This is a genomic window from Terriglobia bacterium, from assembly GCA_020072785.1.
Lineage (GTDB): Bacteria > Acidobacteriota > Terriglobia > Acidiferrales > UBA7541 > Acidiferrum.
Genome location: JAIQGG010000006.1, coordinates 137796 through 163141 on the forward strand (window position 1 = coordinate 137796; position 25346 = coordinate 163141).

The window sequence follows — 25346 nt, forward strand, 5'->3', positions numbered from 1 at the left end:
CCCGCCTCGATTTGCCAGATGCCCGCCCCGCGCCTGCTCCCGCAGCTTCTTCAGGTGACGCGAGCCGCGCCTTCAGGCAAAATAGTTGACGGGGACGCATGCCCGCTCATTCGAAGCGGGCATTGTTGACCGCTTCGCGGTCACAGAAATAGTTGACCGCTTCGCGGTCACACGAAAAATCGTTTGCCGTCCCCAAAGTACTGTAAAGGGACCTGACCATGATTATTTCCATGAAGCTCCATGCCACGCCGCAGGAAATCGACGAAGTGCGCAAGCAGGTGGAGCATTTTGGCTACAAGGTGCACTCCATCGAAGGGGAAGAGCGCGTGGTCATCGCCGTCGTCGGCGTGGGGGACGTCACCCCCTGCCTGGAATCGGTCGAGGCCATGCCGCAAGTCGAAAATGTGGTGCGCATCACCGCGCCCTATAAGTTCGTCAGCAAGGAGTTCCGCAAGGAACGCACCCGCATCCGCGTCAACGGGGTCGAGATCGGCGGCGACCAATTCGTGGTCATGGCCGGCCCCTGTTCGGTGGAATCGGAAGAGCAGATCATGCGCGCGGCCGAGGGCGTGGCCCGGGCCGGGGCCAAGATCCTGCGCGGGGGGGCGTTCAAGCCGCGCACCTCGCCCTATGATTTTCAGGGCATGGAAGAAGAAGGCCTGAAGCTGCTGCGCAAGGCCAAGAAGGCCACCGGGCTGGCCATCATCACGGAGATCATGGGCGACCGCGACGTGAACCTGGTCGCGGAATACGCGGATATCCTGCAGGTGGGCGCTCGCAACATGCAGAATTTCGTGCTGCTCAAGGCCCTGGGCAAATGCGGCAAGCCCATCCTGCTGAAACGCGGCATGAGCAGCACGGTGAAGGAGCTGCTGATGTCCGCGGAATATATCGTGGCCCATGGCAATCCCGAGGTGCTCCTGTGCGAGCGCGGCATCCGTACCTTCGAAACGATAACGCGCAACACCTGCGACATCGCCGCGATTCCCGCGCTGCAGGAGCTGACCCACCTGCCCATCGTGCTGGATCCCAGCCACGCCACGGGGCGGCGCAGCCTGGTGCCGGCGCTCGCCCGCGCGGGCGTGGCCATCGGAGCCGACGGGCTGCTCGTCGAGGTGCACCCCGCGCCGGAGAAGGCGGTCAGCGACGGAGCGCAGTCCCTGGATATCCCACAGTTCCAGCATATGATGCAGGAGCTGAAGCCGTACATCCAGCTGTGGCAGGAGTCGCGGAAGAAAGAAGTGGCCGCCGCGGCGAGCCGCTGAGCGCTTTGCGCGCATATCCCTGGTGAGTGGGATCCGCGGTTGCGCTTCCTGGAGTGTGTGCCGGGCCCTTTTCGATGTGGGCCCGCCGTTTTGATGGAAGCTGAGAAATAACAGTAAATAAGCCCGTTGGCGGACGGGAGAAGCCGGGTATCCCTAGCGCTATGCACCCCACCGCCGCCGCGGCACCGCAATCTCGCAAGAAACCCTTCTACACAAGTTTGTGGGCGCAAGTGCTGCTGGCCATTGCGGCGGCCGTCGCGCTCGGCTATTTCAGCCCCGCCAAAGCCATTGCCATGAAGCCGCTCGGCGATGCCTTCATCCGCCTGATCACCATGATCATCACCCTGATCATTTTCTGCACCGTCGTCTCCGGCATCGCCGGCATGCAGGACATGAAGAAGGTCGGGCGGGTTGGCGGCAAGGCCCTGCTGTATTTCGAGATCGTCTCCACGCTGGCGCTGTTCATCGGCCTGGTCGTCGGCAACGTGGTGCGCCCCGGCGGCGGCTTCAATGTGGATCCAGCCACCTTGGACGCCAGAGCCGTGGCCAGCTACGCCGGCCAGGCCAAGGCCCAGAGCGTGACCGAATTCCTGATGCACATCATTCCGACCACGCTGGTCGACGCCTTTGCCAAGGGCGACATTCTCGAAGTTCTGCTCGTCTCCATCCTCTTCGGCCTCGCTTTATCGGCCGTCGCGCCGCGCTGCAAGCCGCTGCTCGATCTGTTTGACGCGCTCACCCATGCCGTCTTCGGCATAGTAAATATCGTGATGAAGTTTGCCCCCATCGGGGCATTCGGCGCGATCGCCTTCACCGTCGGCAAATATGGCATTGCTTCCTTGGGCCCGCTGCTCAAGGTGATCGGGACGTTCTATCTCACTTCCATTCTGTTTGTACTCCTCGTGCTGGGCGCGATTGCCGGCGCCGCGGGTTTCAGCATTCTCAAATTCCTCGCCTATATCAAGGAAGAGATCCTCATCGTGGTGGGCGTGAATTCCTCGGAAGCGGCGCTGCCGACGCTGATGGCCAAAATGGAGAGGCTGGGCTGCTCGAAACCCCTCGTCGGACTCGTCGTGCCGGCCGGCTATACCTTCAACACCGACGGCAGCAGTCTGTACATGACGCTCGCTGCTCTGTTTGTGGCCCAGGCCACCAATACCCCTCTGACCCTCATGCAACAATTGACCATCCTGGCCGTGGCCACCCTGACCTCCAAGGGCGCCAGCGGTGTCCAGGGCGCTTCGTTCATCGCCCTTGTGGCCACGCTGACTGTCGTGCCCACCATTCCCGTGGCGGGCATGGCTCTGCTCCTCGGCATCGACCGCTTTATGAGCACCGGACGCGCGCTGGTCAACATGATCGGCAACGGCGTAGCCACCCTGGTCGTGGCACGCTGGGAAGGCGAGTTCGATCGCAAAACTCTGCAGCGCGTTTTCGACTGAAACCAGAAACAGACGATGCGCAGGGAAAAAAAGTGCCGGGAAGAATCAGAAGGGGGTCGCCTGTGGCCCCCTTCTGGTGTTTAGTTTTACTAGAAGCTATCTCCTAAATGCCCAGGACGACCGGCCAAACACCGTCATTCCGAACGAAGTGAGGAATCTCTCTTCGGTTTTTGTATTTATGAGCTGCCTTCCAGGAAGATTTTTTTGGTACACCTCAGGCGGCGGCAGCGGATTCCGCGGTGTGCGCAATGGTGGCGCAGCCGCGGAACTCCTCGGTTTCGGTGGAGCCGGCCAGGGCGGTGGTGGAGGACTTGCCCTCCGCCCTTTTTTTTGCTTTTTCGAGTATCCTTTTACTTCTTCCCGCGTTTCTTAAGCCAGAGGTGAGAACCGTATGAAACCCATTTCGCGTGCAGTGACTCTCGTATTGTCGTTTATTTTGCTGGGTTCGCTGGCTCATGCGCAGTCGAAGCCCGCTCCCGCCGCCGGAGTGGAGCCGCTCAAATCGCAGATTCAGGCCATCCGCCGGGCATTTCCCGGCGACATGTCCGTTTATATGAAGAACCTGGCGAACGGGGAAGAGATCGCGCTCGACGCCGATTCGACCTACGAAACCTTCAGCGTCATCAAACTCGCCATCATGGCGGAAGTCCTGCGCCAGGCCGAAGCCGGGAAGTTCTCTCTCGATGATCGCCTCGTCCTGAAACCCGGAGATCAGCGGCTGCCTTCCGGCGTGCTGTACACCCTGCAGCCGGGGCTGAATCCCTCCATTCGCGACCTCGTCACCCTGATGATCATCATCAGCGACAACGCCGCCACGGACCTGCTCGCCGACAAGGTCGGCCGCGCCAGCGTCACCAGCACCATGCACGGCCTCGGCCTGAAGAACACCTCCATCCAATTCTCCGACCTCGATTGGGACCGCACCTGGCTGGGCTCGCTCGACTCCAGCTACAAAAACGCCACCGGCGACAAGACCATCCAGTTTCCCTTCGGCCAATACACCGAAGCGCAGGTACAGCAGGCGTTCGGGAAAACCATCTGGGATGCGGGAATCTATTTCGGCCACAGCACGGCGCGTGAGATCGGCCGGTTGCTGGAGATGATCCAGCAGGGCAAGCTCGTTTCCAAGCCCGCCAGCGAATTCATGCTCGCTACGCTCGAAAAACAGCAGGTCAACAATCGCTTCCCGAAATATCTGCGCGACGTTACGGTCGCCCACAAAACCGGCGACGGCCAGCCCTTCATCGCCAATGACGCCGGCATCCTCTTCGTCAAGAATCAGCCCATCGTCCTCGTCGTCTTCACCGGTCACCATCGCGGCGAGACCGAGCCCCTCCACGACGCCATCGCCCGCGTCGCCGCCCTCGTCGCCAGCCACTACGGCGCCCAGCTCACTTCCGGCTACAAGCCGCAGTAGGGGGATCGTTCCTGCTTCTCTGGGGGCGGGTGGAATTTGTCCCGGCGGGGCCGGGCTTCTGCCCTTTCCTAAGGGCTATGGTGCTGACTTTGCGCAGACGCTTCCCTGAAAAAAAAGAAAGGGGCACGAAATATCGTGCCCCTAGGAAGAAGGAGGTGCGTTACGCCGCGGAGCCGGCCGATGCGGCGGCGGATTCCGCGGCGGCCGGAATGGCGGCGTGGCCGTGGAATTGCTCCCTCTCGGTGGAGCCGGCCAGGGCCGTGGTCGAGGACTTGCCCCCGGAGACCACTTGGGCGATTTCGTCGAAGTAGCCGGTGCCCACGAAGCGCTGGTGCGTCACCCCGCGGTAGCCCAGCTCCTGCGCGGCGAACTCCTCCTGCTGCAGCCTGGAGTAGGCGGTCATTCCGCTCTGTGCGTAGCCGCGCGCGAGATCGAACATGCTCAGGTTCAGGGCATGGAAGCCGGCCAGGGTCACGAACTGGAATTTGTAGCCCATCTTGCCCAGCTCCTGCTGGAAGCCGGCGATGCTGGCGTCGTCGAGCTTCTTCTTCCAGTTGAACGACGGCGAGCAGTTGTAGGCCAGCAGCTTGCCCGGAAACTGGGCGTGGATGGCGTCGGCGAATTTCTTCGCCTCGGCGAGATCCGGCTTGGAGGTTTCGCACCACAGCATGTCGGCATAGGGAGCATAGGCCAGCCCGCGGGCGATGGCCGCCTCGATGCCGCCGCGGAACTGGAAGAAGCCTTCCGGCGTGCGCTGGCCGTGAATGAATTCGCGGTCGCGCGGGTCGGCGTCGGAGAGCAGCAGGCCGGCGCTGTCGGCGTCGGTGCGCGCGATGAGGATGGTGGGCGCGCCGCAGACGTCGGCGGCCAGGCGCGCAGCGGTCAGCTTCTCGATGAATTCGCGCGTGGGCACGACGACCTTGCCGCCCAGGTGCCCGCACTTCTTGGCCGAGGAGAGCTGGTCTTCGAAGTGCACGGCTGCGGCGCCCGCTTCGATCATGGACTTCATCAGCTCGTAGGCGTTGAGGGAGCCGCCAAAGCCGGCCTCGGCGTCGGCGACGATGGGCGCGAGCCAGTGCGTGCCGTTTTTCCCCTCGACACTGTCGATCTGATCGGCGCGCAACAGGGCGCGGTTGAGCTTTTTCACCAGAGCGGGGGCGCTATCTGAGGGATAGAGGCTCTGGTCGGGGTAGACGTCGCCCGCGCTGTTGTTGTCCGCGGCGACCTGCCAGCCGCTGGCGTAGATGGCCTTCAGGCCGGCCTGGACCATCTCGATGGCCTGATTCCCGGTGATGGCCCCGAGTGCGGGAACGTAAGGTTCCGTGTGCATCAGCTCCCAGAGGCGCTCCGCGCCCAGGCGGGCCACCGTGTATTCGATCTGCACGGAGCCACGCAGGCGCAGCACGTCCTCGTGGCGGTACGAGCGGGTGATCCCTGCCCAGCGGGAACTGGTGCTCCACTCCGTGTGCGTTTTCCCGTTCTTGCCGTTTGCGCCGTTCGTGGACATCTGCTTTCTCCTTCCAGTGATCTGTGCTGCCCAATCAAAACCGTTCAAAGACTTTCTTCCGACCGGCCCGGAATCTGCCATTGGCTGCATTCGCCTCGCTCACTCCATTCGGAATCACGGATTCCGGAAGCGGACATATGCCATCACGCCGGGGTGAATTCGCCGCGCTGGATCATGGCCTCGCTGATGCGGCGCGCCTCGCGGAGCTTTCTTGCTTCGCCGTTGGCATCCACCGGGAGCGGAGCCAGCAGGCGCTCCAGCTCCTCGTCGAAGAGGCGCGCGATCAGCTCCGGGGTGTGCGCCACGGGCTTGCCGTCGTCGCCGAGAATGTTTGCCTGCGCGGAGTGCTTCATGCGCTGCGCGATCATCAGACGGTAGATGCGGTCGGTGGCCAAGTCTTCCATGTAACCGTCGAGAAGGCTGGCGCCGCGGCCGTGCAGCACGCCGTTGCGGTAGCGGATGACGGTGCGTACGGCGGCCCGCGTGCCGGCCAGGGTGCGCTGTCCGACGCCCGCGGGCGCGGGGCGCAGATCGGGCCGCGCCGGGGGATTCTCCGGCCGGGCGTGGATCTGGTTCGGGCAGGGGAACTGGCTTACTGCAATTTCGTTTTGATCGGGATGCCCGGTCCAGGCGCCGTCCATGAAGCAGAGCGCCTCATTTTTTTTGTCTGCAGCCAGGACGGTGAGGGCCCGTGCGTTGAGCTCCGCATCCTCGCGGCTCGGATAGAGCGCGGTCATGCCGCCGATGGCCAGCAGGCCATGCTTGTGGCAGATCTCCGGCAAGCGCTCGCGCAGATTCTGGAAGAAAGCCACGTCATGCGGAATGGTATTGCGGTCGGGCAGCACCCACGCCGGATTTTCCAGATGGAAATGGATGAGGCTGGCCATGTAGTCCCAGCGGCCGAGGTTCAAACCCAGAATGTGGTCGCGCAGGTGATAGGCGAACTCCTCCATCTGGTAGGCCAGGGGATGCGCTTCGACCAGCGCCATGCACTTGAAGGCATCGGCGGGGAGACCCTTGGCGCGCGCCGCCATCTCCAAGAGATCGCGCCACCACAGGGCCTCTTCCGCCGATTCGGATTTCGGGATGTAGAACGCGAGCGGATGTTTCAGTGCCGTGAAGTCCGCCTGATAGGCGATCAGCGCCACGTCAAACAGCGCTGCCGGCAGCAGAACCCCGGGGAAAATCCCGCCCTGGTGGAGATGCAGGCCGCGCGGGCGGGTGAAGATCACCGTCGCGCTCGGCTGAATCGCCACGCTGCGGTTGCGCTTGCGATCGAAATAGTTGAGGCGCCCGGTCAGGGCTTCCAGAATGTTGCGCACGCCGCGCTGCAGGTTGCTCCAGGTGTTGGCGGTGGAGTCCTCGAGATCGAGCATGACGCCGGGTGCGCCGCTGTTCAGCATCTTGACCACCAGTTCGGCGTCGTCGGCCGGCCCGGTCATCTGGTTGCGCTGATCCCGGCACCAGGCCGGCAGTTCGATCTGCCAGGGGGTGGTGGTGGCCGGCGAAGCCAAGAGGTAGTCCGGCAGGCGCCCGGCGTGCGCGGCGGCCAGGGCCTGCTCGCGGCGGGCCACCAGGGCTTGCTGCCGCGCGGTCAGCGCTTCGTGCAGGGGCGCGAGGAAGTCCAGGAAGCCGCGCGGCAGCTCGCCGGCGAGATCGCAGCCCGCGGGAGCGTAGTTCACCGGGACGATGCGCTCGGAGAAGGGCAGCATCTCCGTCGAAATGGTTTTCGTGGTTGCGGTCGCCATGGCCATCCCCTTCGTTTCTTAGACTCTGACGAGCGTTCCATATGTTGAACACTAGTTCAGAATGCGATGTTCCCTTGTAGCCCCAGCGGAAATCGGGCGCAAGCCCGCGTTCACGATATTGAACAAATATTCTATATGCTGTACCTTATCCTCGGGAGGCCTTTTGCTTATGACCCTCGCTGAAACCAGCCCCGCCACCGCCGTGGAGCGCGCCCTGAACATCCTGGAAGCCGCGGCCCACCGCCGCGAAGGGCTCACCAATTCCGAAATCAGCCGCCGCCTGAGCATTCCCAAGAGTTCGGCGAGCTATATCCTGCGCACCCTGGAGCGGCGTGGCTACCTGCGGCGGGATGCCGAGAACGGCCGCTACCGCCTGGGGCTGAAGATCCTGAGCCTGGGGCGGGACGCGCAGGCCAATCTGGACATCGCCGCAGTGGCCCAGCCGTTCATGCGCGCGCTCGTGGAGCGCGTGCACTTGACGTGTCACTTGGCGGTGCTGGACCAGGGCGAAGCGGTGTACATCGAGAAGGTGGACGCGCCGGGGTTCTTCAAGGTCAACACCTGGGTGGGCCGGCGGATGTTCCTGCACTCCACGAGCGTGGGCAAGGCGCTGCTGGCCTGGCTGCCGAAGGCCGAGGCGGAAGCGATCGTGCGCGCGCACGGGCTGAAGAAGCGCACGCCGAAAACCATCGCGACGCTGACCCGCTTTCTGACGGAACTGGATACGGTGCGGATGCAGGGCTACGCGGTGGACGACGAGGAGAACAGCCTGGGGGCGCGGTGCCTGGGCGCGCCGATCTTCGACGCGCTGGGCGGGGTGCCGGCGGCGCTGGGGGTGAGCGGGACGATCACCCAAGTGAGCGAGGCGGAACTCCCGCGCATCGCCGAGGCCCTCAAGGAAACGACGCGGCGGATCTCGCGCCAGTTGCTGCGCACGGGAACCACCGGGCCGGCGTGATCCGCCGGGGAGTTCCGGCGCCTTCCGGGTTTAGCAACAAGACGCACGGCGCCGGCAATTCCGGCGAGGCGGACAGCGGTCTGGTAGCATACGATTGCCCGTGCGGAAGCGCGCGGGCTCGCTTGCAAATTATGATCAACCTGCCCATGCGGAGAAGATGACGTGCTGGTGATTGCGCACCGCGGGGCCTCCGGCCATGCCCCGGAAAACACGCTGGCGGCGTTTCGCCGCGCGCTGACCTGCGGAGCCGGATTCATCGAGACCGACCTGCACCTCTCGCGCGACGCGCATTTCGTGGCCATCCATGACGATACGCTGGAGCGCACGACGAATGGGCAGGGTCTGATCCACGACCATTCGCTGGCGGAGCTGCGGCGGCTGGATGCCGGGTCGTGGTTCGGAAGCGAATTTGCCGGCGAGCGCATTCCGACGCTGGACGAGATCTTCGAGTTTTCGCGGCAGAACGACGTGGTGTTCTATCTGGAATTGAAGCTCGCCGGTACTTGGGGAGCGGAGCACGCGCTGGTGAGCGCGCTGCGGCAGTCGGGGGAAATTCCCCGGGCCGTGGTGATGTCGTTCGACCCGCGCGTGCTGGTGTCGCTGCGGGGGAGCGAGCCGATGCTGATGACCGCGCTGCTCTACGACGGCACACTGGCCGAGCCCTTCGAGCAGGCGATCTCCTCCGGGGTGCGGCAGATTGCCGCGCGCAGCGACCTGGTGACACCCGCGCTGCTCCGCGAGGCGCGGCGGCGGGACCTGCAGGTGGTGTGCTGGACGGTGAACCACCCGGCGCAGATGCGCGCGCTGGTAGCCGCGGGAGTGGACGGAATCATCAGCGACTACCCCGATCGCGTGGTCGCCGCAGCCAAGGAAAAGCGCGGCAGCAGAAGCTGATTTCCGCTGGGCCGCGCGGGTTCGGACGAAACTCCCCCAAAAAAACGCAGAGGCGCAGAGAGAGAAGAGAAGAACTATTTTTCTTTCTGCAATCGCTGTGTCCTGGCGTTTGTTCATTGTTCTTTTCCGGCCGGGCTATCCGGGGATGAGGCGGCGGAAGAGGGCGGCGAACTGCTCGACGCTGAGCTGCTCGGCGCGGGCGTCGGGGCGGAGGCCGAGGGAGGCGAGGGCTTCGCGGACCAGCTCCGGGCCGGCGAGGGCGCGCAGGTTGTTGACCAGGGTTTTTCTCTTCTGAGCGAAAGACAATTTCACGAAATCGAGGAAGCGCTGCTCGTCTTGCAGGCCGAGCGCGGCCCCGGCGCCGGGCAGGCGCAGGGAGACGAGCGCGGAGGTGACTTCCGGCGGGGGCTGGAAGGCGCCGCGGGGAATCTGCAGGGCGATTTCGGGGCGGGAGTAGTACTGGGTGAGGACGGAGAGGTAGCCGTAGTCGCGGGAGCCGGGGCGGGCGGCAAGGCGCTGGGCGACTTCGAGCTGGATGACGATGTGGATGGCTTCGATGTTTGCGGCGTGCTCGAAGAGGCGGTGCAGGATGGGCGAGGTGATGTAGTAGGGGAGGTTGCCGTAGACGCGCACGCGCCGGTTGGCGAGGAGTTTTGCGAGATCGAGCTGGAGGATGTCGCCGGAGACGACGGTGAGGTTGGGGAATTTTTCGGCGAGGCGCTGGAGGCCGGCGACGAGCGGGGGATCGAGCTCGATGGTGGTGACGGGAAGACCGGTGGCGAGAAGGTGTTCGGTCATTTCGCCGTGGCCGGCGCCGATTTCGAGCCAGGGGGTTTGCGAGGGCGGGGCGGCGGCGAGGCCGGCGGCGTGGCGGGAGATGCCGATGGCGCGCGCGATCTTTTCGCGCCAGGCGGCGTCGGCGAGGAAATGTTGTCCGAGGCGTTGGCGGGCCATGCGGGAGACAGTGTAGCAGGAGGCGGGGCGTGGTTTATCTTTAGAGCATGCGAAGAGCAAGAGAGATCCCTCGACACCCGATGGTCGCTCTCCGAGAAGCTCGGAGCAGGCGGGATAGATACCCTTCGCCGGGTATCTAGTAAACAGAATGACTCCCACCCCCCTGGTTTTCTTGTAACTGCAGATTGCAAAGGGTTTTAAGTCCAATGATTTGGAACTGCTGATTCCACAAGGGTTGCAGGGGGAATTTTTGGAACTGCAGAAAAGAAAAGGGATAGTGGCGAGTGAGGAGTAGCGAGTGGCGAAGTGGAGGAAGCAAAGCGCGGGCATGGGGGATCAGGATTCGGAGGGGATGGGGGGCAAGGCGCGGCGGAGGGTGTCCTCCCAGGCGGAGAAGCCGTGGGTTTGCTGGATTTCGAGCTGGACGGAATGGCGGTTGTGGAGAAGAAGCTGGGCGATATAGGCGAGGGTGGCGGCCTTGCGGCGGGGGACGCGGTCCTGGGCGAGGAGGTGGAAGAGTTTTCCGAGGACGTGGGAGAGGTCGCTGGCAGTGGTGAATTCGCCGGAAAGGGAGGCGAGTTCGGCGGCGATGGCGGCGGAGTCGAGGAGCTGGCGCTCCTGGCGGGCGTGGAAGGGGCAGAGGGAGGGGTGGGATTCGTGGCGCAGCATGGTGCATTGGCGGCCGTCGGAGGTGGAGAAAAGACAGCGGTCGGCTTGGGTGGGGGAGGGGCGATCTTGGGCAGGGCGGTTTGTTTTCATGGAGATGGTCAGGAGGAAGGAAGTGATGAGGTAAAGAGGTAAGGAGGTAACGAAACGGAACAGGGACAAGGGATGTCGGCGCAGAGCCGCTGAGGGCGAAAATTCATACGGAATTTTAGCATCAGTTTTACTAACTGTCAATAAAACACTATGTTATTTATTAGTAGTTTTCGAATGGTTGTGGAAAAGCGTTCGAAAATTTGAATGCGGGCCAGTGTATCTCGCGTTGATCGTGGTCGAAAAAGTCAAAATCCCCACATGTAAAATCGACGTGTTGGGCACCCAAGTCCTTCTCCTCATTTTGCGCCCGGGCCACCCGCCGCTGGGGATTCTTCCGGGAAAAGTCGGAAGACCCACCCTCAAAAACGGAAATGGGGCACCCGGCAGAAGGAAATTCATAGAATTGAATGTGCCACCCAGTTGGTCTACTAAACTGAGTCGAAATGATCAAGACTTCGGAATAGAGGATCGCTCTACGATATTTCCTCCAACGGGGCTTCAAGAACGTGTTGGCGATGAACCCGACGCCGCCTCGACTCGCAAAAGACGCTCGTCTAGGCATGCGTTGACGTTAGAATGGTTAGAGGTTATTAATTGAAGCCGCTCTTCACCATCCATGCTGGCGAGTTCGTCTCGGGCGACTATATCGAGCGCACGTTTCGGCACGTGAATGTATGGGTCCCAGCGAAAGACACTGGCGTCGATCTTTTAGTTTCGGACAGGAAAAACAAGAAGACAGTGTCTCTTCAAGTGAAATTCTCGCGGGACTTCCTAGCTACGCACATGGCCGCTATTTTTCAGAAGCCGTTGCGTGCTTGCGGGTGGTGGTCGCTGAACCGTCAGAAAATCGTGACCTCTGCTGCCGACTATTGGGTCTTTGTCCTTGTCGGATTCGCACGCCGCAGCACCGACTTCGTGATCATCACGCCTGCTGAGCTGTTGAGGCGGCTTGATGCCATTCATGGAAAGCAGAGAACGGTTCAAAGTTACCTCTGGGTCACTGAAAAGCGCACGTGCTGGGAAACGCGGGGGCTTAGGCGTCAGGATCAACTGTCGATTGCACAAGGCCAGTTCAAGAGTGATGAGCGCGACTTCACCGCGCATCTCAACAACTGGGAGCCGATCAAAGAACTCAACCGGTGACGAACCGATAACCCCTACATTCGATCTGGGCCTGTTGCCAGCGCGATTCCGGGGTATCGTCGCGAACTCGGAAGCTATCCGGAAACGGGGATCTGCGAAGTCCCAACGCTTCCGCGCTGGGCTAACGTGTGTCGCGCCTATGGCGCTGGGGATTCTTCCAGGAAAAGTCGGAAGACCCACCCTCAAAAACGGTAGGTGGGGCACCCGGCTTCAAGGCGGTCGGCCTGCCGGCGGCTTGCCTTTTGTTCTCGAATTTAGATGAATAGCTCCGCGCCAACGTGAAAAAACTCCGCCAGTCTCTTCGCCTGTGCTTTGCTAATGGAACGCTTGCCGTGAAACACCTCGGAGGTAATTCCTTTCGACCCGAAAATCTTCCAGAGATCCTTCTGTGTCAGCTTGCGGGCCTCCATTAAATGCTGAAGCGTCTGCTGTGGGCTGGCTTTCCGAATGGGATAGCGGCGCGCTTCATACTCATCAATCAGTACGGTCAGAAGTTCGGCAAGCTCCTTTTCTTCTGGTGTAAGGTCTTCACGCTCGTCGAGGCGCATCAGTTCGGCGGTCAGGCGATCGCATTCTTCATCCGTATGGAGCACGCGGGGAAGCGTTCGCCGCAACAGTTGCCCATAAGTTTTTTCGTCCAGCTCTGTCGTCATCGTGCTCATTGTTTCCAAGCCCCTTTGTCGTATTCCGCGTGCGTCAACAGGTACAGGACGAAGACTCGCTGGGTTTGGTAGTTCACGCGTGCGATCAGGCGGTACTTGTTGCCAGCGATGTTGAACACCGTTCTCCGTCCGACCAAATCGGCATTGCGGTACACCTGTTTCAATTCCGCAGGGGTTTTCCAATTCGCCCTGCGCACCACCGCGTACCAAGATTCGAGGCTCGTTTTCGCGTCCGGGTGCTGTTGCCAGAATTGTTCGAGAGCGCCGCGCTTTATGATGCGCATCGAGGGTTAGGTTCTCACAATGAGAACAGAAAGTCAAGCGGCGTCAGGTGTACGCCACTCCGGTGCTTGTACGAGGGTTTTAGGTTCGGGCAAAGGTGGCGCCGCGTTCGGCAAGCAACTGCCGCAAGATCAATCTGTGGCAGCGGCTCTCGTCGTGGCAGTAGCATCCCACCGAAAAATCAGTCCGATGGGAGAGCGCGGCCAAAAGATCGAGAATCTTTCCAGCGTCAGGGGCATTCATTTCCGACCGGAACTTGCGCTCAAAAATAGACCACGATCTTTCGTCGTGCGCCGCCTGGCCTGCTTTCATGAGCGCTGGACTGGGCGAAAGATTGGGCAACCAAACATCGTAAAAATCCCTCCTGGCATATTCGGACTTCGGAACTCCTCTGGGGGGTCTGCGAACCGTGCCTAGACGCAAACCTTCCTTTGCTTTTCTCGGGGAACCAAGTCTTACGATAGTGATGGGCATCGTGCTGGGCCTCACGGTTTGAAATAAGTGGGAATCTGTTGAAAGCTGTTTCTTCCAGAAGCCGCAATTATATGACCTCATTGTTCGTTCGCAAGGATTTCCAAGCGGACCCAGCGCTTGCGCGCTGGGCTAACGTGTGGCGCGCCTCCGGACCCAGCGCTTCCGCGCTGGGCTAACGTGTGGCGCGCCTACGGCGCCGGGGGAGGCGCGTGCGACTCCACGGAAAAAGGCGGGATGGGCGGCCTTGACGGGGTGGCGGGGGTCCGGTAGCGTAGGCCGGTTGCGGACCGGACCATGAAAATTCTGTTTGTTGCCAGCGAAGGATTGCCGTATTCGAAGACCGGTGGGCTTGCCGACGTCATCGAAGGGCTGCCCAAGGCGCTGGGGGAGCTGAGGCACGAAGTGGCGGTGGTGCTGCCGCGCTACCGGGGAACGAAGCCGGGGGCGGCGCTGCGCAGCCTGACGATACCGATGGGCGGGCAACTGCGCTTTCCGGTGATTGAAGACGGCGGGACGCAGCACGGGGTGCGCTACTTTTTCGTGGACGATCCGGCGTACTTCGACCGCGGGCATCTGTACGGGGAGCACGGCAAGGATTATCCGGACAACGCGGAACGCTTCGCGGAATTCAGCCGGGCGGCGATCGAGATCGTGAAGCAGGTGTGGCCGGCGGATGTGGTGCACTGCCACGACTGGCAGACGGCGCTGGTGCCGGTGCTGCTGCGCTCGCAGTACGCGGAAGATCCGCAGGTGAAGAATCTGCCGGTGGTCTTCACGGTCCACAACATCGGGTATCAGGGGCAGTGCGGCCGGGAGGCGATCCAAGATGCGGGGATACCGGAAAGCGTGTATCACCCGGGAGGACTGGAGTTCTACGGCAAGGTGAATCTGCTGAAAGGCGGGCTGGTGTATGCGGATTACCTGACGACGGTGAGCCGGAAATACGCGGAGGAGATTCAGACGGCGGAATACGGGCACGGGCTGGACGGCGTGGTGCGGGAGCGGCGGGAGCGGCTGCGCGGGATACTGAACGGAGCGGACTATGGGGTGTGGAATCCGGAGACGGACGAGCACCTCGCGGCGAAATATTCGGCGCAGGACCTGAGCGGCAAGCAGGCGTGCAAGCAGGAGCTGCGGAAGATCTTCCGGCTGCGCGCGGAGGATGGGGAGCGGGCGCTGATCGGGATGGTGTCGCGCTTCGCGGGCCAGAAGGGCTTCGATCTGATCGCGGAGCAGGCGCAGGAATTGATGAAGGAAGAGGTGTCCGTGGTGGCGCTGGGGACGGGCGAGGCGCGCTACGAGAAGCTGTTCCGGGAGCTGGCGAAGGAGTTTCCGGGGCGGTTCGGGGTGAAGATCGCCTACGACAACGCGCTGGCGCACAAGATCGAGGCCGGGGCGGATATTTTCCTGATGCCGTCGCACTACGAGCCGTGCGGGCTGAACCAGATCTACAGCCTGCGCTACGGGACGGTGCCGGTAGTGCGCGCAACAGGCGGGCTGGATGATACCATTGAGGAGTTTGACCTGGAGCACGGGACGGGGACGGGGTTCAAGTTCGCGGAGTACACGGGAGCGGCGATGCTGGAGTGCCTGCGGCGCGCGCTGGAGGCGCACGCGGATGAGCGCATCTGGCGGCGCATCCAGCTGAACGGCATGGCCCGGGATTTTTCGTGGAAGGCCTCGGCCGCGGAATATGCGAAGCTGTACGAGGCGGCACGAAGGCTGCGCGGATCCGGACAGCCGGCACGAAACCAAATTTCATCGGCAACATCCAAGTAGAAGGAAAAAAACGGGGTCGCTTACGGCAACCCATCGAGGATAACGAACATGGCAGAAAACGTTCTGGCAGTGAACGACGGAAATTTCGAAGCCGAGGTGATCGCGGCGAGCAAGACGCAGCCGGTGGTGGTGGACTTCTGGGCGGAATGGTGCCGGCCGTGCAAGATGCTGGCGCCCACGGTGGCGGAAGTGGCCCACGACTACGCGGGCAAGGTGAAGGTGACCAAGCTGAACGTGGACGAGGCGATGAATTCGGCGGGGCGCTTCAACATCCGCGGGATTCCGACGCTGCTGGTGTTCAAGGATGGGCAGGTGGTGGACCAGATTGTGGGCGCGGTGCCCAAGGATCAGATCACCAAGACGCTGGACCGGCATCTGGGGTAAGGCAGCCGGCGGATGCGGCAGTAGCGAGAGGCCGGCGGGACATGCCCGCCGTCACAGGGAGCAAGAGGGAGGGCGGACTTCCGGCTTTGCCGGGATAGATTGCGCCCCATCAGGAAAAATGGCGACAGCGGAACCGGCTACACGAAAGATAAAACCACCCTCGCACCCGCCGATGCTGGCTGGGGAGCGCGGCCCGCAGGCGATGTCGCGGCCGGGGCTGCACTCCACGGTGATGCAGATCCTGGAGCCGATGCCGCGGGGAAGAATCCTGGACTGCCCGGCGGGCGAAGGCGCGCTGGCGGAGCGCCTGGTGGCCGCGGGGTTTGAGGTGCGCAGCTGCGACCTCTATTCCGAGCTGTTCCGGCTGGACGGGGTGGAGATCAAGCGCGGGGACCTCTCGGGGACGCTGCCGTACGCCTCGGAATCGTTCGATTACATCGCCTCGCTGGACGGGCTGGAGCATATCGACTCGCCGCCGAACGCCTTCCGGGAATACCAGAGGCTGCTGAAGCCGGGCGGGCACCTGATCCTCAGCGTGCCGAACATCATGAATATCGAGGAGCGATTGAAGTGGCTGCTCTTCGGGTATACGTCGCATTTCAAGCCGCTCTCCGACCAGTCGAAGACGAAGATCAATTTTGACTATGCCGGGAAGGATGAAATCGCGGTGCACGCGAATCCCATCGGCTACAACGAGATCCGCTACTACCTGGAAAAGAACGGGTTTGCGATTCAGAGCGTCTACCGGGACCGCAAGAAGGCCAACCAGTGGCTGTACTGGCCGATCGTGGCGTTCATCCGTCTGCTGGCGAAGCTGACGCCGGAAGCGCGGCGCAAGGATCGCTGGACGGAAGAGCTGGCGTCCGATGCGGTGCTGCTCGGCGGGAACACAATTATTATCCACTCCATCAAGCAGTAGCCGATACGGAAAGCTTTTGCCCGCTTGTTTTAGGTGGTGATGATGAGTGTGTCCGAAAAGCCGGTGATTCGCTGTCCCTGGGCGAAGAATGCGCTGAACATTCCCTACCACGACGAAGAGTGGGGTGTGCCGCTGCACGACGACCGGGCACTGTTCGAGTTCCTCATCCTGGAGGGGGCGCAGGCGGGGCTGAGCTGGGACACGATCCTGCGCAAGCGCGAGCGCTACCGGGAAGTGCTTGACGGCTTCGATGCGGAGCGCGTGGCGCGGTACGGCAAGTCCAAGGTGCAGGCGCTGCTGAAGGACGCCGGGATCATCCGCAACCGCATGAAGATTGCGGCGGCGATCGGGAATGCGCGGGCGTTTTTGAAGGTGCAGGAGGAGTTTGGGACGTTTGACGCCTACATCTGGCGGTTTGTGGGCGGGCGGCCGAAGCAGAACGCGTGGAAGACGCTGCAGCAGGTGCCGGCGAAGACGGCGGAATCCGATGCGCTGAGCAAGGATCTGAAGAAGCGGGGGTTCGCGTTCGTGGGCTCAACGATCTGCTATGCGCACATGCAGGCGACGGGGATGGTGAACGACCACCTGGTGAATTGTTTCCGGTATCGGGAAGTTTCCCGGTAGGGCCGGCGTCACGCCGCGGGTACCGCTTGCTTGCGTTGGCGGCGGGGCGGGCGTAGGATGCTGTTTCTGCAGTTTTTGCGAGGATTCCCACCTGAAGTTTCCCTGGAGTGCAGAGTTGAAGGGGAAGGGTGCGAGTGGTTCGAGAGGCCAAGGATGAAATCGGTCGTGGTGGTAGGCGCGCAGTGGGGAGACGAGGGCAAAGGCAAGGTGGTGGACTACCTGGCCGCGTCGTTTGATTACATCGCGCGCTGCGCGGGCGGGCACAACGCCGGGCATACGGTCATTTTTGACGGGCAGCGCTTCGTGCTGCAATTGATTCCGTGCGGAATTTTGCGGCCACAGCAGCAGGCGGTGATCGGGACGGGTGTGGTGGTGGACCCGGGAGCGCTGGTGAATGAGATCGAGACGCTGGCGAAGGCCGGGATCGATGTGAACGGGCGGCTGCACGTGAGCAACCGCGCGCACCTGATTTTCCCGTATCACCGGGAGCTGGACAAAGCGGCGGAGACCGCGCGGGGCGAGAACAAGATCGGCACGACGTCGCGGGGGATTGGTCCGGCGTACGAGGACAAGATGGCGCGGCGCGGGCTGCGCGTGTGCGACCTGCTGGATGCGCAATTGTTCCGGGAGAAGGCGCAGCGGGTGATCGCGGAAAAGAACGCGCTGGCCAAGGGCGCTTACGGCGTGGCGCTGAATTTCAGCGGGGCTATCGAAGAGACGCTGCAGATGGGCGAGAAGATCCGCGGGTACATCACGGACACCTCGGCATTGCTGAACGGGGCGCTGGATTCCGGGAAGTCGGTGCTGTTCGAGGGCGCCCAGGGGACGATGCTGGACATCGATCACGGAACCTATCCGTACGTGACGTCGTCGAATGCGACGTCGGGCGGGGCCAGCACGGGGCTGGGTGTGGCGCCGACGAAGATCAAGGCGGTGCTGAACGTCTCGAAGGCCTATACGACGCGCGTGGGCGGCGGGCCGTTCCCCACGGAGATGCCGGACCTGGACGCGAAGGAAGTGCGGGACCGGGGCAAGGAGTACGGAGCGGTGACCGGGCGTCCGCGGCGCTGCGGGTGGCTGGACCTGGTGGTGCTGCGCTACGCGAAGATGATCAACGGGATGGATTCGCTGGTGATCACCAAGCTGGACGTTTTCGATACGCAAAGCGAGATTCAGGTGTGCACCGGGTACAAGTACAAGGGGACGCCGCTGCGGGAGATGCCGGCCTCGGCGGAGGAGTTCGCCCACGTGACGCCGGAATACAAGGCCATGCCCGGGTGGCGCGAGTCCACGTACGGCGCGCGCGACGGGGGAAAGCTGCCGAAGGCGGCCCTGGATTATCTGCAGTTCATCGGGGAGTTTCTGCAAGTGGAGATCGGGATGATCTCGACGGGGCCGGAGCGCGACGCGACCATCATTCCCGCCGGGACGCTGTTTGCCTCGTGGTTGTGAAGGGCAGGCAGCCAGGAGCGGATGGCGGGATAAAACCGCCACTATGAAGGAACGGATGGCGGGCGGAGCCCGCCATATTTTCATGCAAGCCATGATTTCCTACCAACAGGCGCGGCAGCTGGTGATTCGCGAAGTCTCCGCGCTGCGGAAGACGACGGGGGCGGAGCGCCGCGCGCTGCGCGAGGCGCTGGGGTATGTGCTGGCGGAGAGCGTGGCGGCGGACCGGGAGTATCCGCCGTTTGACCGGGCGACGCGCGACGGGTATGCGGTGCGCGCGGCGGAGGCCCAGCCGGGAGCGGCGCTGCCGTGCTTCGGGGAATGGAAGGCGGGCGATGCGTCGCTGGTACCGCTGGTGCCGGGGAGCTGCGTGCAAATCATGACCGGAGCGGGTGTGCCGCCGGGGGCGGATGCCGTGGTGATGGTCGAGCACACGTCGCGCGAGGGCGAGCGCGTGAAGTTTGCGCGCGCGGCGGTGGCGGGGCAGAACATCGTGCCGCGGGGCAGCGAGGCCAGCGCGGGGGCGATCCTCCTGCGGGCGGGGCAGCGGCTGGGCTTTGCGGAGATCGGGCTGGCGGCGCAGGCGGGGGCCTGCGAGGTGGCGGTGCACCGGAAGCCGCGGGTGGCCATCCTTTCCACGGGTGACGAAGTGGTGGCGATGGAGGATACGCCCGGAGCGTTTCAGATCCGCAACAGCAACAGCCTTTCGCTGGCGGCGCAGGTGCGCATCGCGGGTGGCGAACCGGTGGAACTGGGCAACGCGCCGGACCGCATGGAGGTGCTGCGCTCGCACATCGAGGAGGGGTTGCAGGCGGATGTGCTGGTACTTTCGGGCGGGGTGTCCATGGGGAAGTATGATCTGGTGGAGCCGGTGCTGCGCGAACTGGGGGCGGAATTCTTCTTCGATGCGGTGGCCATCCGGCCCGGCAAGCCGGCGGTGTTCGCAATCTGCCAGGGCAAGCCGGTGTTCGGGCTGCCGGGGAATCCGGTGTCCACGATGGTGACCTTTGAGCTGTTCGCGACGGCGGCGGTGGACCTCTTGAGCGGGATGGAGGCGCGGGAACTGCCCCTGCTGCGGGCGCGCCTGGGCGAGGCGGTGCGGCAGAAGAATGCGCTGACGCATTTTCTGCCTGCGCGGCTGGAGTGGAGCAGCGGAGAAGCGGTAGTGCGGGAGTTGCACTGGAAAGGGTCGGGGGATGTGGCGGCGCTGGGGCGCGCCAACTGCTTTCTGGTGGTGGATGGCGACCAAGGCGAGCTGGCGGCGGGGGAGTGGGGGGTGGTGTTGCCGCGGCGGGATGTGCTCTGATGGGGCGAGACGAAATTCGAAATACGAAATGCGAAACTCGAAATAGGAAATTCGAAATACGAAATTCGAAACGCGAAATACGAAACTCGAAATTCGAAATTCGGCCGGCAGTGGAACAGGTAGAAGAGAGGGGCGAAGAAGACAGGCAGGAATGCCGGTCCTGGTGAGATGAGCAAACTGACGCATTACGGGAAGAGCGGGGAAGTGCGCATGGTGGACGTGACGGGGAAAGCGGTGACGTCGCGGACGGCAGTGGCGCAGGGGTTTGTGAAGATGGCGCCGCGGGTGGTGCGGGAGGTACGGCGGTTGCGGAACCCCAAGGGCAATCCGCTGGAGATCGCGCGGATTGCGGGAATCGCGGCGGCCAAGCGCACAGCGGAGTGGATACCTCTTTGTCACCCTCTGCCCCTCACGCGGATTGATGTGACTGCGCGGCTATGCCAGAATGGCGTGGAACTTCGCTCCCGGGTGACAGCCACGGCCCAGACGGGCGTGGAGATGGAAGCGCTGGTCGCGGTCTCCGCCGCAGCCCTCACGGTCTACGACATGTGCAAAGCTCTCGATAAGAGCATGGAAATCCGGGAGATCTTTCTGGTCGAGAAGACGGGCGGGAAGAGCGGGCCGTATTTGCGGAAGAGGCCAGAGGCGAAGGGCGCGAGGAGCGGAAAGCGATGAGCGCGGCGGGGTCCACAACGGTACGGCTGCTGGTGGCGGAGGACAATCCGCTGGTGCTGGAGCTGATCGTCAAGGGCCTCGAGCCGCACTGCGAAGTGACCGCCGCGAAGGACGGGGGCGACGCGCTGCTGAAGATCGTGGATTCCCCGCCGGACGTGATTCTCTGCGATTACAAGATGCCGGGGCTGGACGGGCGGCAACTCTACGAGAAGCTGCGGGCGCGGGAGCAGACGCGGCAGATACCATTTCTGTTCATCGCCAGCCGCGCGGATATCGAAGAGAAGCTGCGGCCGCTGGTGGAGGGCGTCGAGGAGTTCATCCCCAAACCGTTTTTCGTGAAGGACCTGGTGCGCATCGCGAAGAAGGTGGTGGACCGGCTGCACCTGGAGAAATTGCAGAAACGGGCGTCACGGCCGGGTGTGATCCAAGGGCGGCTGGAAGAGATGAGCATCATCGACCTGATGCAGTCGCTGGAAATCGGCGCGAAGTCCTGCCGGCTGCTGGTGCGCCGCGGGAATGAGCAGGGGGAGATGTACTTCGCGAACGGGCAGTGCAACGACGCGAAGCTGGGGGCTCTGGAGGGCGACGAGGCGGCCTACAAGGTCATCCTGTGGACCGCCGGCGAATTCGAAATCGATTTCAACGCGGCGAATGCTTCGACGCGGACCACCACCACGAAAAACACCACGGGCCTCCTGATGGAAGCGATGCGGCTGATGGACGAAGCCAACCGCGACGCGGTCGAAACGCAGTAACCCCTCCCATGCGAGTAGCCGTCCTTACAGTGAGCGATTCGGTGAGCCGCGGCGAGTACGAAGACCGCTCCGGGCCGGCCGTGGGCGATTTCTGCCGCGCGCGGCTGTGGACCGTGGGGGTAAGCGCGGTGGTGCCGGACGAGCGGGAACAGATTGAAGGGCGGCTGCGCGAGTGGGCGGACTCCGGCGCGTATGACGTGCTCTTGACCACCGGGGGAACTGGCATTGGGCCGCGCGATCTGACGCCGGAAGCGACCACGGCGCTGTGCCAGCGGCTGATCCCGGGACTGGCGGAAGAGATGCGGCGCCGGGGCGTGCAGTCCACGCCGCGGGCGGTGCTGTCGCGCTCGGTGGCCGGGGTGCGCGGCACCACGCTGATCGTGAACCTGCCGGGAAGCCCGAAGGGAGCGGTGGAGTCGCTGGCCGCTATTGCCGATTTGCTGCCGCACTGCGCCAAGGTAGTGCGCGGCGCCCGCCACGAGTAGGACCCTTTCCCTCCAAAGCACAGATTGATTCTTGTTCCGAACAGAGTGGGTTCGTTTCATCGGCGAACGAAGAGAGATTCCCCGACTTCGCGAGCCGATACGGCCGGGGAATGACGAAGCCGCTCATTAGAAATTTGTGAGGCAGCAGGCAGGACGGCGCAGCCATTCTTATTGAAGATGTCAGCGGGGAACGATGGGGAAAACGATGCGGGAGGGGTGGCGGGGGTCGTGGAGGATGCGGATGTGGCCGAGTCGCGAACGGGCGGAGGTCATCTCCGATTCGCCGGTTTGCAGGTTGCGGGAGAAATGGGGGTGGAAGGCGGCGGAGATCTGCACGCGGATGCGGTGGCCGGCGCGGAAGAGGTTGCTGGTGAGCATGCGGTCGAGGACCAGGCGGTAAGGGCGGCCGGGAACGAGGAGTTGAGGCTGCCGGGTGTTGTTGCGGGAGCTGGCGCGGAGGACGTCGAGGCCGGGGCTCATGAGGTTCCAGGCGGAGCCGTCGGGGGCGACATCAAGAACGCGGACCCACAGGTCGAGGTCGGGAACGTCGGCGGAGAGGAACATTTCGGCGCGGATGGGGCCGGTGACTTCGGTGTCGGCGGGGAGCGGCGTGGAGTCGAAGACGAGGACGTCGTCGCGGCCGGCGAGCGAGCGGTAGTCGTGGGCGCCGAAGGAGTCGTAGGGGTCGGTGACGGGGTGCGCGGGGTCGGAGCGGAATTCGCTGTAGGCGGCGGAGGATTTCGGCGGAGCGGGACGCAATTGCCCGGCGCGTGCGGCGGTGGAATCCGCGGCGAGATAGAGGGGCCGGGAATGAGCGCGGGCGAGGGGCCAGGCGTCTTCGTCGCGCCAGGCATTTTCGCCCATGATGAAAAGACGCACGGGCTTTTCGGTATCCGTTCCGTTAGCGATGCCCCGGAGGTAGTGGTCCATCCAGCGGAGAATCAGTTCGTCGTAGTCGATGGCGGCGCCAGGGCCGAAGCCGACGTCGCCGGCTTTCGACTTTTCCTGGCCGCCATGCGTCCAGGCGCCGATGATGGTGCGGGTGCGGGGATTTTTCCCGGCGCGGCGGGCGGCGCGCAGGCCGTTGAAATTGGTGGTGGCGCCGTCGGGGCCGTAGGCCTCGTCGTACCAGCCGGAGAGGTTGAGCACGGCGGCTGTGACGCGGGAGTATTTGGTGCGCAACTCGGCCCAATCCCACCAGGGATCGGCGGGCGGGTGGGCGAGCCAGTCGTAATAGAAGGGCGCGGCGTCCTTGAAGTCGGGGAGGTCGCGCAGAGGCAGGAAACCCTGCAGGCGCGGGGCTTCACGCTTCCAGGAGGCGGCGGCCTCGTCGCGAGTGCGATCGCCGGGGAGATTTTTGCGGCGGCGGGCGTCGGGAGCGATGTTCAGCCAGATCCAGTCGAGCCAGGAGCAGTCGAAGACGCCGCCGGAATAGAAGAAATTGCGCGGGGTGGAGAAGGTCATGGCGGGAACCATGGCTTTGAGGTGTGGAGGGTTCTCGACGGCGGCGAGCCACTGCACGGCGCCGGGATAGGAGAGACCGAAGGTGCCGATGTTGCCGTCGGACCAGGGCTGGCGTGCGGCCCACTCGATGGTGTCGTAGCCGTCGCGCCCTTCGTTCTGGTAGGCGCGGAATTCGCCGCCGGAGGCGTAGCGCCCGCGGACGTCCTGGACGACGACAGCGTAGCCGCGGGCGACGGCTTTGGAAAAGGTGGAGTATTCGGCGAGCGCGGCTTCTTTGCCGTAAGGGGTGCGATAAACGAGGACGGGGAATTTCCCGGCGGCCTGGGGGAGGAGGAGGTCGGCCCGGAGGATGACGGCGTCGCGCATGGGGACGGGGACGTCTCTGGTGACGACGGCGGCGCCTGGCAGCGCGGAAGGCTGCTGGGCGCGCGGGGTGAGAGGGAGGATGGCGGCGAAGAGGAGTACGCCGGTGAGATAGAGAAGTCTGCGCATGGCGGGGAAAGTCCTCCGGAAATGCATCGTGGGGCAGCCGGCCACGCGGCAGATTGTACTAGAAGAGGAGGAGAAATGCCCGCGGGAGAAAGGATCGGAGCCAAAAAGGTTGATTGACGTTCGTGCCGCCGTCGTCAAGAATAGTTGTATCATGGCCAAAAAACTTTCGGAACGGAAACTGGCGGTGCTGGGCGCAGGCAAGCTGGGCGGAATCCTGTTGCGCGCGTATCTGAAGCAAGGGCTGTTTGCGCCCAGGCACGTGACCGCGACGGTGCACCACGGGGAGAAGGCGGCGGCGCTCGGCAAAGAACTGGGCGTGGCGGTGAGCACGGACAACCGCAAAGCGGTGCAGGGCGCGGAGATCGTGTTGCTGTGCGTGAAGCCGCAGGTGGTGGGCGAAGTGCTCAAGGAGATCCGGCCGAAGCTGGGGCCGAAGACGCTGGTGATCTCGGTGGCCGCATCGGTGCCAACGAGCTACATGGAAAGGCACCTGGGCGGGAAAATTCCCGTGGTGCGGGCGATGCCCAATACCTGCTCGACCGTGGGTTGCGGGATGACCGGCATCTGCCGCGGGTCGCACGCGACGGCGGAGGACCTGGAGACGGCGCGGGCGATGTTCGAAGCGGTGGGGCGCACCGTGGTGGTGGACGAGAAGCACATGGATGCGGTGACCGGGCTGTCGGCCAGCGGGCCGGCGTTTGCCTACATCATTCTGGAGTCGCTGGCGGAGGCGGGGGTGAAGGTGGGCCTGCCGCGAGACGTGGCCACGCTGCTGGCGGCCCAGACCATGAAGGGTGCGGCCAGCGTGGTGCTGGAGACGGGCGAGCACCCGGCGCAACTGAAGGACGCGGTGACGACGCCGGCGGGCTGCACCATCGACGGAATCCTGGAGCTGGAAGAAGGCAAGCTGCGGGTGACGCTGATCAAGGCGGTGGTGAAGGCCACGCACCGCGCGGGAGAGCTGCTGTTCGAAAAGTAGAGCCAACCGGGTTGTGGCCGTGCCCGCGTAAATGCCCCGGGCACGGGCGGGTGTGGTAGGATGCGGCGCAGGCAGGAAGCAGAGAGAGACTTATGCCCAGTGCATACATTCCGGTGCTGATCTTCGCGGTGCTGGTGGCGGCCTTTCCGGCGGTGACGCTGCTGCTGTTCAAGTTCATCCGGCCCGAGGCGCGAGCGGTGGGGGACAAGCTGAAGCCGTATGAGTGCGGCGTGCTGCCCGAGGGCGGATCGCGCGGGCGCTATTCGGTGCGCTTTTACATTATCGCGATGCTCTTCGTGATTTTTGACGTGGAGACGATGTTCCTGTTTCCGTGGGCCATCCAGTTCAAGGCCCTTGGAATGCTGGGGCTGGTTTCCATGTTTGTGTTCCTGGGGATCCTCCTCGTTGGTTACGTGTGGTTGTACAAGAAGGGCGCGCTGGAGTGGGTGTAGGGTGCGTTCCCGGCGGCTGGTGCGGCTTCTTCTTCCTTCCTAAGCGGACACGGTGACGTGCCGTCCTACTTCTAGAAG

The 25346-nt window shown here is 63.4% G+C and carries 25 protein-coding genes; 17 read left to right on the forward strand and 8 right to left on the reverse strand.

Annotated elements, in window-relative coordinates; all coding sequences use genetic code 11:
• Window positions 1-218 precede the first annotated feature (218 nt).
• The 3 genes from aroF (at window position 219) to LAN61_14160 (ending at window position 4124) form a co-directional block, all read left to right on the forward strand.
• Window positions 219-1265: a 3-deoxy-7-phosphoheptulonate synthase gene (aroF, locus tag LAN61_14150; GenBank protein MBZ5541655.1), complete on the forward strand. Its 1047-nt coding sequence runs from the start codon at window positions 219-221 to the stop codon at window positions 1263-1265.
• A 161-nt stretch (window positions 1266-1426) separates the two neighbouring features.
• Entirely contained in the window at window positions 1427-2707 is a 1281-nt protein-coding gene (locus tag LAN61_14155; protein ID MBZ5541656.1) for a dicarboxylate/amino acid:cation symporter, read from the forward strand.
• A gap of 391 nt (window positions 2708-3098) precedes the next feature.
• A complete protein-coding gene (locus LAN61_14160; protein ID MBZ5541657.1) occupies window positions 3099-4124 on the forward strand; it encodes a class A beta-lactamase-related serine hydrolase in 1026 nt (341 codons plus the stop codon).
• Window positions 4125-4284: 160 nt separating this feature from the next.
• Here the strand turns inward: LAN61_14160 and aceA are convergent, their stop codons facing one another.
• Both aceA and LAN61_14170 read right to left on the reverse strand, forming a co-directional pair.
• Window positions 4285-5631 carry an isocitrate lyase gene (gene aceA, locus LAN61_14165; protein ID MBZ5541658.1) on the reverse strand — a complete coding sequence of 449 codons (1347 nt, stop codon included), beginning with the start codon at window positions 5629-5631 and terminating at the stop codon, window positions 4285-4287.
• A gap of 143 nt (window positions 5632-5774) precedes the next feature.
• Window positions 5775-7379, reverse strand: coding sequence for a hypothetical protein (locus LAN61_14170; GenBank protein MBZ5541659.1), 1605 nt, complete (start codon window positions 7377-7379; stop codon window positions 5775-5777).
• Window positions 7380-7548: 169 nt separating this feature from the next.
• Between LAN61_14170 and LAN61_14175 the strand changes: the two genes are divergently transcribed.
• Both LAN61_14175 and LAN61_14180 read left to right on the forward strand, forming a co-directional pair.
• Window positions 7549-8337 carry an IclR family transcriptional regulator gene (locus tag LAN61_14175; GenBank protein MBZ5541660.1) on the forward strand — a complete coding sequence of 263 codons (789 nt, stop codon included), beginning with the start codon at window positions 7549-7551 and terminating at the stop codon, window positions 8335-8337.
• A gap of 162 nt (window positions 8338-8499) precedes the next feature.
• Window positions 8500-9231 carry a glycerophosphodiester phosphodiesterase gene (locus LAN61_14180; GenBank protein ID MBZ5541661.1) on the forward strand — a complete coding sequence of 244 codons (732 nt, stop codon included), beginning with the start codon at window positions 8500-8502 and terminating at the stop codon, window positions 9229-9231.
• 135 nt (window positions 9232-9366) lie between these two features.
• On the opposite strand, the gene rsmA is transcribed toward LAN61_14180, so the two are convergent.
• Together rsmA and LAN61_14190 are read right to left on the reverse strand one after the other, a co-directional pair.
• Window positions 9367-10185, reverse strand: coding sequence for a 16S rRNA (adenine(1518)-N(6)/adenine(1519)-N(6))-dimethyltransferase RsmA (gene rsmA / locus LAN61_14185; protein ID MBZ5541662.1), 819 nt, complete (start codon window positions 10183-10185; stop codon window positions 9367-9369).
• Window positions 10186-10521: 336 nt separating this feature from the next.
• Window positions 10522-10944: a hypothetical protein gene (locus LAN61_14190; GenBank protein MBZ5541663.1), complete on the reverse strand. Its 423-nt coding sequence runs from the start codon at window positions 10942-10944 to the stop codon at window positions 10522-10524.
• Window positions 10945-11538: 594 nt separating this feature from the next.
• On the opposite strand from LAN61_14190, the gene LAN61_14195 reads away from it, so the two are divergent.
• Window positions 11539-12087 (forward strand): hypothetical protein, encoded by a 549-nt coding sequence (locus LAN61_14195; protein MBZ5541664.1) that lies wholly within the window; start codon window positions 11539-11541, stop codon window positions 12085-12087.
• Window positions 12088-12341: 254 nt separating this feature from the next.
• Here the strand turns inward: LAN61_14195 and LAN61_14200 are convergent, their stop codons facing one another.
• The 3 genes from LAN61_14200 to LAN61_14210 form a co-directional block, all read right to left on the reverse strand.
• Window positions 12342-12740 carry a transcriptional regulator gene (locus LAN61_14200; GenBank protein ID MBZ5541665.1) on the reverse strand — a complete coding sequence of 133 codons (399 nt, stop codon included), beginning with the start codon at window positions 12738-12740 and terminating at the stop codon, window positions 12342-12344.
• A gap of 5 nt (window positions 12741-12745) precedes the next feature.
• Window positions 12746-13033 (reverse strand): type II toxin-antitoxin system HigB family toxin, encoded by a 288-nt coding sequence (locus tag LAN61_14205; protein MBZ5541666.1) that lies wholly within the window; start codon window positions 13031-13033, stop codon window positions 12746-12748.
• A gap of 79 nt (window positions 13034-13112) precedes the next feature.
• Window positions 13113-13505: a DUF488 family protein gene (locus LAN61_14210; GenBank protein ID MBZ5541667.1), complete on the reverse strand. Its 393-nt coding sequence runs from the start codon at window positions 13503-13505 to the stop codon at window positions 13113-13115.
• 294 nt (window positions 13506-13799) lie between these two features.
• On the opposite strand from LAN61_14210, the gene glgA reads away from it, so the two are divergent.
• The 9 genes from glgA to LAN61_14255 all read left to right on the forward strand — a co-directional run bounded on the left by glgA (window position 13800) and on the right by LAN61_14255 (window position 21881).
• Complete coding sequence (gene glgA, locus LAN61_14215) at window positions 13800-15284, forward strand: glycogen synthase GlgA (GenBank protein ID MBZ5541668.1); 1485 nt, start codon at window positions 13800-13802, stop codon at window positions 15282-15284.
• A 48-nt stretch (window positions 15285-15332) separates the two neighbouring features.
• Window positions 15333-15668 (forward strand): thioredoxin, encoded by a 336-nt coding sequence (trxA, locus tag LAN61_14220; GenBank protein MBZ5541669.1) that lies wholly within the window; start codon window positions 15333-15335, stop codon window positions 15666-15668.
• Window positions 15669-15786: 118 nt separating this feature from the next.
• Entirely contained in the window at window positions 15787-16587 is an 801-nt protein-coding gene (locus tag LAN61_14225) for a class I SAM-dependent methyltransferase (protein ID MBZ5541670.1), read from the forward strand.
• A gap of 42 nt (window positions 16588-16629) precedes the next feature.
• Window positions 16630-17211, forward strand: a complete 582-nt coding sequence (locus LAN61_14230; protein MBZ5541671.1) for a DNA-3-methyladenine glycosylase I — start codon at window positions 16630-16632, stop codon at window positions 17209-17211.
• A 153-nt stretch (window positions 17212-17364) separates the two neighbouring features.
• Window positions 17365-18663, forward strand: a complete 1299-nt coding sequence (locus LAN61_14235; GenBank protein ID MBZ5541672.1) for an adenylosuccinate synthase — start codon at window positions 17365-17367, stop codon at window positions 18661-18663.
• A 91-nt stretch (window positions 18664-18754) separates the two neighbouring features.
• Window positions 18755-19966, forward strand: coding sequence for a molybdopterin molybdotransferase MoeA (locus LAN61_14240; GenBank protein ID MBZ5541673.1), 1212 nt, complete (start codon window positions 18755-18757; stop codon window positions 19964-19966).
• Window positions 19967-20134: 168 nt separating this feature from the next.
• Window positions 20135-20641, forward strand: a complete 507-nt coding sequence (moaC, locus tag LAN61_14245; GenBank protein ID MBZ5541674.1) for a cyclic pyranopterin monophosphate synthase MoaC — start codon at window positions 20135-20137, stop codon at window positions 20639-20641.
• Window positions 20638-21396 (forward strand): response regulator, encoded by a 759-nt coding sequence (locus tag LAN61_14250; GenBank protein MBZ5541675.1) that lies wholly within the window; start codon window positions 20638-20640, stop codon window positions 21394-21396. The genes moaC and LAN61_14250 overlap by 4 nt, the downstream gene beginning before the upstream one ends.
• 8 nt (window positions 21397-21404) lie before the next feature.
• Entirely contained in the window at window positions 21405-21881 is a 477-nt protein-coding gene (locus LAN61_14255) for a MogA/MoaB family molybdenum cofactor biosynthesis protein (GenBank protein MBZ5541676.1), read from the forward strand.
• A 180-nt stretch (window positions 21882-22061) separates the two neighbouring features.
• On the opposite strand, the gene LAN61_14260 is transcribed toward LAN61_14255, so the two are convergent.
• Window positions 22062-23837: a CocE/NonD family hydrolase gene (locus LAN61_14260; protein MBZ5541677.1), complete on the reverse strand. Its 1776-nt coding sequence runs from the start codon at window positions 23835-23837 to the stop codon at window positions 22062-22064.
• A gap of 151 nt (window positions 23838-23988) precedes the next feature.
• Between LAN61_14260 and proC the strand changes: the two genes are divergently transcribed.
• Entirely contained in the window at window positions 23989-24816 is an 828-nt protein-coding gene (proC, locus tag LAN61_14265; protein ID MBZ5541678.1) for a pyrroline-5-carboxylate reductase, read from the forward strand.
• Window positions 24817-24908: 92 nt separating this feature from the next.
• A complete protein-coding gene (ndhC, locus tag LAN61_14270) occupies window positions 24909-25268 on the forward strand; it encodes an NADH-quinone oxidoreductase subunit A (protein ID MBZ5541679.1) in 360 nt (119 codons plus the stop codon).
• The last annotated feature ends 78 nt before the right edge of the window (window positions 25269-25346 follow it).